At 44.7% G+C, this 8,187-nt stretch carries 5 protein-coding genes and 1 pseudogene; 2 read left to right on the top strand and 4 right to left on the bottom strand.

Features of this window, described 5'->3' with window-relative positions; translation table 11 throughout:
• Window positions 1-346 precede the first annotated feature (346 nt).
• Window positions 347-562, top strand: a complete 216-nt coding sequence (locus ACM5QX_RS18450; RefSeq protein ID WP_414754845.1) for a hypothetical protein — start codon at window positions 347-349, stop codon at window positions 560-562.
• On the opposite strand, the gene ACM5QX_RS18445 is transcribed toward ACM5QX_RS18450, so the two are convergent.
• From ACM5QX_RS18445 to ACM5QX_RS18435, 3 genes are all read right to left on the bottom strand, one after another.
• The gene (locus tag ACM5QX_RS18445; protein WP_414754844.1) at window positions 559-714 is read right to left on the bottom strand and encodes a hypothetical protein; all 156 of its coding nucleotides are present in this window, start codon (window positions 712-714) and stop codon (window positions 559-561) included. The genes ACM5QX_RS18450 and ACM5QX_RS18445 overlap by 4 nt on opposite strands.
• A 7-nt stretch (window positions 715-721) precedes the next feature.
• Complete coding sequence (locus tag ACM5QX_RS18440; protein ID WP_414754843.1) at window positions 722-4,726, bottom strand: AAA-like domain-containing protein; 4,005 nt, start codon at window positions 4,724-4,726, stop codon at window positions 722-724.
• Between the two features lie 84 nt (window positions 4,727-4,810).
• Window positions 4,811-6,424 (bottom strand): AAA-like domain-containing protein, encoded by a 1,614-nt coding sequence (locus ACM5QX_RS18435; protein ID WP_414754842.1) that lies wholly within the window; start codon window positions 6,422-6,424, stop codon window positions 4,811-4,813.
• Between the two features lie 283 nt (window positions 6,425-6,707).
• Between ACM5QX_RS18435 and ACM5QX_RS18430 the strand changes: the two genes are divergently transcribed.
• Window positions 6,708-7,586, top strand: a complete 879-nt coding sequence (locus ACM5QX_RS18430) for a DUF4231 domain-containing protein (protein WP_414754841.1) — start codon at window positions 6,708-6,710, stop codon at window positions 7,584-7,586.
• Between the two features lie 340 nt (window positions 7,587-7,926).
• Here the strand turns inward: ACM5QX_RS18430 and ACM5QX_RS18425 are convergent.
• Window positions 7,927-8,138 (bottom strand): annotated as a pseudogene (locus tag ACM5QX_RS18425) (cobalamin/Fe(3+)-siderophore ABC transporter ATP-binding protein); the annotation flags it as partial.
• Between the last annotated feature and the right edge of the window lie 49 nt (window positions 8,139-8,187).

Genomic DNA, 8,187 nt, shown 5'->3' with positions numbered 1-8,187 from the left:
GCTAGTTGAATCTCTTGTCAATTTTTCTTTTCCTAAAGTAACAAAAGAGGGATAAGTTGAAAAATCTTGGATTTTCCATAACCCACATATAACAATGCTTTCAGGTATTTGACCTCTATTCTGAATTCTGCGATCGCAACTGAGTTGAGAGTCAAAATCAATCTTATTGACACTATTGTCAATAAACTTAGTCTGTTTGACCTTGAATACTTCTATGACCCCCCATAGATGATAAAAAGCCTGAAGTGTTTGTGGAAGTTGAGGTTTAGCAGTTTTGGAAAAATTCAGATTTTGGCGAAGCTACCTGCGGAGAGCAAATTTTTGAGTATATCTACTCATGCGGAATATGGGCTATAAAGAACGATCGCCCTCAGAACACGAAACTTCAGCCTCGGAACTCGGAACTTCAGCCTCAGAACACGAAACTTCAGCCTCAGAACTCGGAACTTCAGCCTCGGAACACGAAACTTCAGCCTCAGAACTCGGAACTTCAGCCTCAGAACTCGAAACTTCAGCCTCAGAACTCGGAACTTCAGCCTCAGAACTCGAACAACACTGTTAATTTCTTGAGCGATCGCCTGTCACTATGCAATTATCATGATTTAAGTGAGAAGCGATCGCCATAAAACCCGAATATTTTAGTTTTAAATGAGAATCGCCAGGGTTGAAAAGAGAACGATGGTGTTTATTGTTTGAGCGATCGCTTGTCACCATACATTTATCACTCCTTTTTACAAACCTGCCTATCACTCTCACTCAAATTAGGTGCATAAATTAAATAGTTACGCAACCACCCACAACCGCGCGCCAGTAATCGCTCCAAGCCTTCCACCTGCCACACATAAATCAACACACCCCGCCTTGTCCTGTCAGATGAAGCAGTGAGGATGCGCTGTCCATCTGGGCTAAAACTGGCACTGATGACCACATCCTTATGCCCTTGGAACTTGGCAATTTCCCGACCCTGTAAGTCCCACAACCGCACTGTGTTGTCAGATGAAGCGGTGAGGATGCGCTGCCCATCTGGGCTAAAACTGGCACTGATGACCCAACCCTCATGCCCCTGTAACTTGGCGATTTCCCGACCCTGTAAGTCCCACAACCGCGCTGTGTTGTCATATGAGGCGGTGAGGATACGCTGCCCATCCGGGCTAAAACTGGTACTTCTGACCCCAGCTTCATGCCCCTGGAATTGGACAATTTCCCGACCTTGTAAGTCCCACAACCGTGCTGTCTTGTCATCAGAGGCGGTGAGGATACGCTGCCCATCCGGGCTAAAACTGGTACTTCTGACCCCAGCTTCATGCCCCTGGAATTGGACAATTTCCCGACCTTGTAAGTCCCACAACCGTGCTGTCTTGTCATCAGAGGCGGTGAGGATACGTTGCCCATCCGGGCTAAAGGTGGCACTGCTGACCCCAGCTTTATGCTCCTGCAACTGGGCGATTTCCCGACCTTGTAAGTCCCACAACCGTGCTGTCTTGTCATATGAGGCGGTGAGGATACGCTGCCCATCCGGGCTAAAGGTGGCACTTCTGACTCCAGCTTTATGCTCCTGCAACTGGGCGATTTCCCGACCCTGTAAGTCCCACAGCCGCGCTGTAATGTCATATGAAGCGGTGAGGATGCGCTGCCCATCTGGGCTAAAACTGGTACTGCTGACCCAAATCTTGTGTCCCTGCAACTGGACAATTTCCCGATCTTGTGAATCCCACAACCGTGCTGTCCTGTCATCGGAGGCGGTGAGTATACGTTGCCCATCTGGGCTAAAGGTGGCATTTCTGACCGAACCCTCATGCCCGTGAAACTGGGCAATTTCCCGACCCTGTAAATCCCACAACCGCGCTGTCTTGTCATATGAAGCGGTGAGGATATGCTGCCCATCTGGGCTAAAGGTGGCACTTTTGACCCAATCCTGATGGCCGTAGAACTGGGCAATTTCCCGACCCTGTAAATCCCACAACCGCGCTGTCTTGTCAGATGAGGTGGTGAGGATGCGCTGCCCATCCGGGCTAAAACTGACACTCCAGATCGTATCCTCATGCCCGTGGAACTGGGTAATTTCGCGCCCCTGTAAGTCCCACAACCGCGCTGTCTTATCATCGGAGGCGGTGAGGATGCGCTGCCCATCCGGACTAAAGGTGGCACTGCTGACCCAAGTCTTATGCCCGTAGAACTGGGCAATTTCGCGCCCCTGCAAGTTCCACAACCGCGCTGTCTTGTCAGGTGAGACGGTGAGGATGTGCTGCCCATTCGGGCTAAAGATGGCACTGCTGACCGTAATCTCATGCCCCTGGAACTGGGCGATTTGCCGACCATGTAAGTCCCACAACCGTGCTGTCTTGTCAGATGAGGCGGTGAGGATGCGCTGCCCATCCGGACTAAAAATGGCACTGCTGACCGAATTCTCATGCCCCTGGAACTGGGCGATTTGCCGACCATGTAAGTCCCACAACCGTGCTGTCTTGTCAGATGAGGCGGTGAGGATGCGCTGCCCATCCGGACTAAAAATGGCACTGCTGACCGAATTCTCATGCCCCTGGAACTGGGCGATTTGCCGACCATGTAAGTCCCACAACCGCGCTGTCTTGTCAGATGAGGCGGTGAGGATGCGCTGCCCATCCGGGCTAAAAATGGCACTGCTGACAGAATCCTTATGCCCGGCTATGACTGTGATGCCCCGCACTCTATCTAAAATTGTCTGTAAAGCCAACACGGGGCTAGCCGCCGGGTAGTCCTTAAGTTGTTTGATTCCCTGCTTATCGATTAAACTTTTTAACTCTCTACCATCTCGCATCGCTGCCAGCAAAGCCCCCACCTGATTAAACTGCAAGCGGTTAATATTAGCTACTCCTGACCGTTCCAATCGTGTACCTATCAAGGCAATTTCTCGTTCTGCTTCTGTCTTTTTCAGGTTATCTTGCGCTCGTTTTTGCTGTGCTTCCGCAGTTTTTAAACCCACCAAAGCCTGTCGCTGTTGTTCTCTCGCTTGTTGTAGGTCTTTCTGCGCCTTTTCTACTTGTCCCCGCGCCTGTGTTTCTTTTTCCTGTGCTTGTTTCAGTTGTTGATTTGTTGCATTTAGCTGTTGCTTGGCAGTTAGCTGTTGCTGTTTTAAATTAGCCGCCGCAACCTGGAGATTTTTATTAGCGTCAGTCACTTTTTTATTAGCATCAACAACTCGCTGTTGTGCCGTTGCGAGTTCTCGTTCTTTCTGTTGTTTCTCTCTATCAATTTTGTCCCATTCAGTTCTCGCATCAGCCAATTGTTGATTACTTCGACCCGCCAACACTCCCAACCCCACCGCCGCGACAACAGAAATAGTCAACAGCACCGAAGCAATAAAAACTCTTTGCCGAGCTTTTTTATTAGCTGCTGTTAAAATTTCTTGTTCTTTCTGTGCCAGTGCTAAACTTTTTTCAACTTCTCGCTTTTGTAATTCCTGGCTAGCATCTAAAAATCGGTCATCGATATCAGTTAAACTTTTCCCAATGCGCCAAGCCAAAGCCTCTTGTAATGTTTGCCCAGTCAACAATCGCGATTCATCTTGGTAATTAGAAGCCACCCAAGCACTCAGCGCCACAGAATAAGGACGCAACTTAGCTAGAATATTCTCACACCACTCCTGCTGAAACACTTCCTCATAGATGCGGTTATAAATTCGCAATTTGCCATCCCGCCGCACTACCAACCCCGTCAGCCGCAATTCCGTTTGTTCTCCACTGTCATCTGCTGCAATCTCCCCCTGCTGCAAAATTTGCTGACACAACCCCAACAATCGCCCGGTGCGCTGTTCCCCACTCCGCATGATTCTGTCTCGAATCGTCTTTAAATGTTCTGGTTCGTCTTGTCCTTCCCAATTTTCAATAATCCGGTTTTTGACTACCGTTGCAACTAAACTTTCAATTGATGATTTTTCTTGGTTGTCACTGAGGGGAGACGCGATGAATCGCGTCTCTACAAGGGAATCTGCGATTAATAAATTACAAACTTTTTGGGTTAAAAATGGCTGTCCTCCTGTCCACGCCAACACCGCCGCCATCACATCTTGGGGATTACCTAATGGGGCTAAACCTTGGGCTAATGGTTCAGCTTCATCTAACTCAAAGCCTGTTAAATCAATCGCCCTACCAATATTAAAAGGTGTGCGTCCTTTATCTTGAATTAAATCTGAAGGCGTAGACACACCAATTAAGGCAAATGTGATGCGATGATATTCAGGATGATCCGCCCTTCGGTTATAACAATCCCGAATCACGGCAAAAAAATCATCGAGATTAAAATCAAGGCTTAAAACACTATCAATTTCGTCAATAAAAATAACTATATTTTCGGTAATTCTTTGCAATAAAACCGTTTCAATAAACTTACTAAAACGCTGCACAGGTGAAAGTAACCCGTTGCTATTCCACCAAGTTTCTAAATCAAAATCAGTATATAAACTAAAATCTCCCACCAAGGTATCAATTACCCCCGCATACCATTGTTCCGGCGTAATCTCAGCTGTCCCAATGGCGGTAATATCCACGGATGCACAAGCAAACCCCTCCGCCTGCAATCGCCCCATCACCTGCACTCGCAAGCTAGATTTCCCCATCTGGCGCGAGTTGAGGACATAACAAAATTGCCCAGCTTTCAAGCCTGTATATAAGTCTTCATCAGCTTGTCGTTTGACATAAGTTGGCGCATCTGCGGGAAGGCTACCGCCAACTTGATACTGATACTGCATACATTGGGGGTCTAGGGGTTTAATCAATTAAGGATTTAGATCCCCGACTTCTTCAAGAAGTCGGGGATCTGGGCAACAAATAATTTATTTGTTCAAACCTAAGCGATCGCTAAAATATTTACTATATAAATTACACAAAGACACAACTTTATTTCCTTCAAATTTTACTAAGCCCATACTGCGGAGTTTAAAGGCTGCTGTTGTTCCCACATCCACAGGATAATTTACTGTCACCACTTGCTTGAGTGCTGCTAGTAATTGCTCATCATCTTGTAAATTCAATAAATGGCGGCGTAAATGGTCATTATAGGGGCCTGCTTCTGTGGGGGCGATTTGTTCGAGTTGGTCTAAGGTCATCCTGTCTTGGGCAATTTGATAAAGTGCTACCCTGACTAAATAAGGATGTCCACCCACCAACATCATTAACTGTTGCACCTGGGAATTAGTCCAAGTGAGTTGATGACGCTGTAATAAATCTTGCACTTGTAGTTGATTCAACTCTGGTAAATCTACAGGGAAACCGACATTAAAAGGCGACTGATTGATATTTAAAGGAATGTACACCTCCTTAGAATGCACAATGATTAACCGGAGATTTTTCCAAACTGCGTCATTTTTAGCACGCTCATGCCAAGCCCGCAGCAACCCGAAAAAATCTGTAGCAATTTGGGGATGTTTGAAAATTTCGTCTACTTCATCCAAACCCAAAGCGATGGGACTATTAATTTCCGGTAACAAATATCTTTGAAAGTAATTTGTACACTTGTTCTTACTTCCCAAAACACCTTGCCAATAGTCGCTTAACTTTTCTGGCAGATTCAGACTATCAGTAATGCTGGCACAGAACCACTGTAAAAATAGATCCAAACTGCCCAAAAACTCTGCATCGGCTGACTGGAGGTTCACCGAGGTGGCTTTACAGTCGTGTTTGCTAGCGTGATCCAGCACCCTGGACATTAAGGAACTTTTGCCCATTTGTCGCGGTGCTTTCATCCGAATTAAAGCCCCAGATTGCATAATTTGTCGGTAACAGTCTGCTTCCACTGGCGGACGTTCCACATAAAAAGCTGAATCTAGAGGAACTTGCCCCTCTGGAATTTCTAAGGCTACAGCAGGCGTTATTTGAGATGTCTGGGGTTGATATTTACGAGTTTTGAGGACTGGTGTAGAAGATTCAGGAATGCTGTTGAGGTCAATAGCATTACAACCAAACTCAAAAGCCATCTCATAAGACTTATTAGCCCCTAGAGCATCATAAAATCCAATGGCAAAAGCGATCGCTGCCCCATCCCCAATTCCCTGATTCATCCCCATCACACAGTCGATGTGTTGGTAAATCGCCTCCGCTTGCACTTCGCTATAACAGGCGTTTAATAATACACACTCAATTTTGTCTTTAAATAACCCAAATAGATCAGCTAGTGCTTCTGTACTTACCAGTTGGCCTTCCTCAGCATCATTTTCCAGTATCAAACCCTCATGACCAACACCATGACCAGAAAAATGCACAATGTGCGGTTCATAGTCTAGAAGCGCACGGCGCAAATCTTCAGGACGCGCCGCCCATTGAGTCATAATGTCAAATTTATTTCGGTTTTTCGCACGTTCTAATCCTGTCTGAATTTCCCTGACTTCCTTATCTAAACGCAGTAAGCCGGTATTTGTGGGATTAGCTGACAAAATCAGAATCTTTTTCACAGTAATTTTGACTAGGTAAATACTGACTGCTGGTATAGGTGTAGTCTACTACTAAAACGCGAGCAAGGAGACTTAGTAGTAGACTACACGGTAGCAGAATTGATGTGTTATAACATACTAAATTGTTACGTAAAACGTGTTTTAAAACACGCTACGTGAATCAGGACTGAATAAAAACTTATTATCATAGTCCCTATTCAAAAGGCTTATGGAAATCAATCTTAATTTCCATGCCGAAAAAAACGTATTGTATTTTACTGTGTAAATTACTGAGGACAAAATTATGATTACTTCCGACATCACTAGTCTTGAACCACAACCGCAGAGAGGAATTTCCTCCGGTTTAGAAACCCTCTCCTCCTTAGCTGGGCAGAAAACACTGTTCATCCTCAAGCTATTTGAATATTTGTTAGCAGCAGCTTTTGTTTGCGCTGGTATTGTCCTCACCGTTTATGCAGATAACAAAAACTTGTTAATTAGTGGCATCATTGCTTTAACGATTCTGAGTTTCTTGTTTCTGTTCAACAGACAATTATTTCAAGACTCACAAAATACCGCTTATCGGTATAGTATTATCAAAAAAGCAGAACTTTATAGTTATTTATTAAATAATAGTAATTCTGTTTTTGATAGTAATCAGATAGTTCCTGCCAGAGAAAAAGCTTTACAGTATTGCCAAGATTTAATTGACGATTATAAAAAGGCTCGTAACCTTTCTCGCAATCTTTATTATGTTCTGCAAATTTCCACTGTTATTCTATCGGGAATTACCCCAATTTTAGTTTTGGTAGATAAACTAGAAGCCGGCCAAGCTTGGCTGAAATGGCTACCTGTAATTTGTCCCGCTATTGCCTCAATCGTTGCGAGTATTGTCACCTCATTTCCTTTCCAAAAAAATTGGGTGGCAGCTAACACAACTTTGGAATTATTAGAGGCTGAACAAGAAAAATTCATTTTGGGCGTGACACCAGCTTATCGTTGCTATGACTTATCCGACACTAGTCAGCAGCAACAAAAAGCCAGCCAAGCCATAGAACAATTTATTGTGCAAGTCAATAATATTCATCTCCAACAAGTGCAACAAGCTAGCGAAATACAACAGGAGAAGAAAGAATCAGAAAAAACTAACACTAATAACTCTGAAACAGATGACAAGAGTTAACCCTAATTTGTAATGACTATTGCGTCAGTTTTTATGAGCTGTCACTATGTAATGTGAGCTAGATGACCTCTCCTCAACCCCTCTCTCTTGAAAAGTTCTGATATCGCCGGAAGCCAGTGCACCCTGTGGGATCTTGCTACAGACTTTTCGCTCCCACACGGAGAGGGGTTTCAATATTAAATAGCTTTAAAGTGTCTGTAGGGTGGGCAATGCCCACCGTATCATGGTTGTGGTGGGCATTGCCCACCCTACGCGTATTTCTAATAATTAAATCAAGATACCTCATAAATACTGTTCTTCTCCTAACCCCTACACAGCAAGAGTTTGACTTTTTCTTATTGATATTCCCCTTACGTCCTATGAATACACACATTGGTGTTCCCACAATTGGGTCAGAAACAATACGACACTCTAAGCCGGAACTTCTTGCACCATATCCTCAGTCATTACATACTTAGGTTCTCCAGCAGTGAAAATTCGACCTTGTTTGACGACAACTAGATGATCTGCATAACGACAAGCCTGATTTAAATCATGCACCACCATAACAAGTTCTAGACTTCATCGTCTTTCACAACTGAATGTTATAGATTAGGAGATA

The sequence above is a fragment of the Anabaena sp. CCY 9910 genome (assembly GCF_963920875.1).
Taxonomy (GTDB): Bacteria; Cyanobacteriota; Cyanobacteriia; order Cyanobacteriales; family Nostocaceae; genus Trichormus; species Trichormus variabilis.
Note: the sequence above shows the minus strand (reverse complement) of the source record. Positions and strands in the feature narration are given on the sequence as shown.

Coding starts and splice junctions, on each gene's coding strand:
- ACM5QX_RS18450 (WP_414754845.1), top strand. CDS start 347: ATGGGCTATAAAGAACGATCGCCCTCAGAACACGAAACTTCAGCCTCG.
- ACM5QX_RS18445 (WP_414754844.1), bottom strand. CDS start 714: ATGGTGACAAGCGATCGCTCAAACAATAAACACCATCGTTCTCTTTTC.
- ACM5QX_RS18440 (WP_414754843.1), bottom strand. CDS start 4,726: ATGCAGTATCAGTATCAAGTTGGCGGTAGCCTTCCCGCAGATGCGCCA.
- ACM5QX_RS18430 (WP_414754841.1), top strand. CDS start 6,708: ATGATTACTTCCGACATCACTAGTCTTGAACCACAACCGCAGAGAGGA.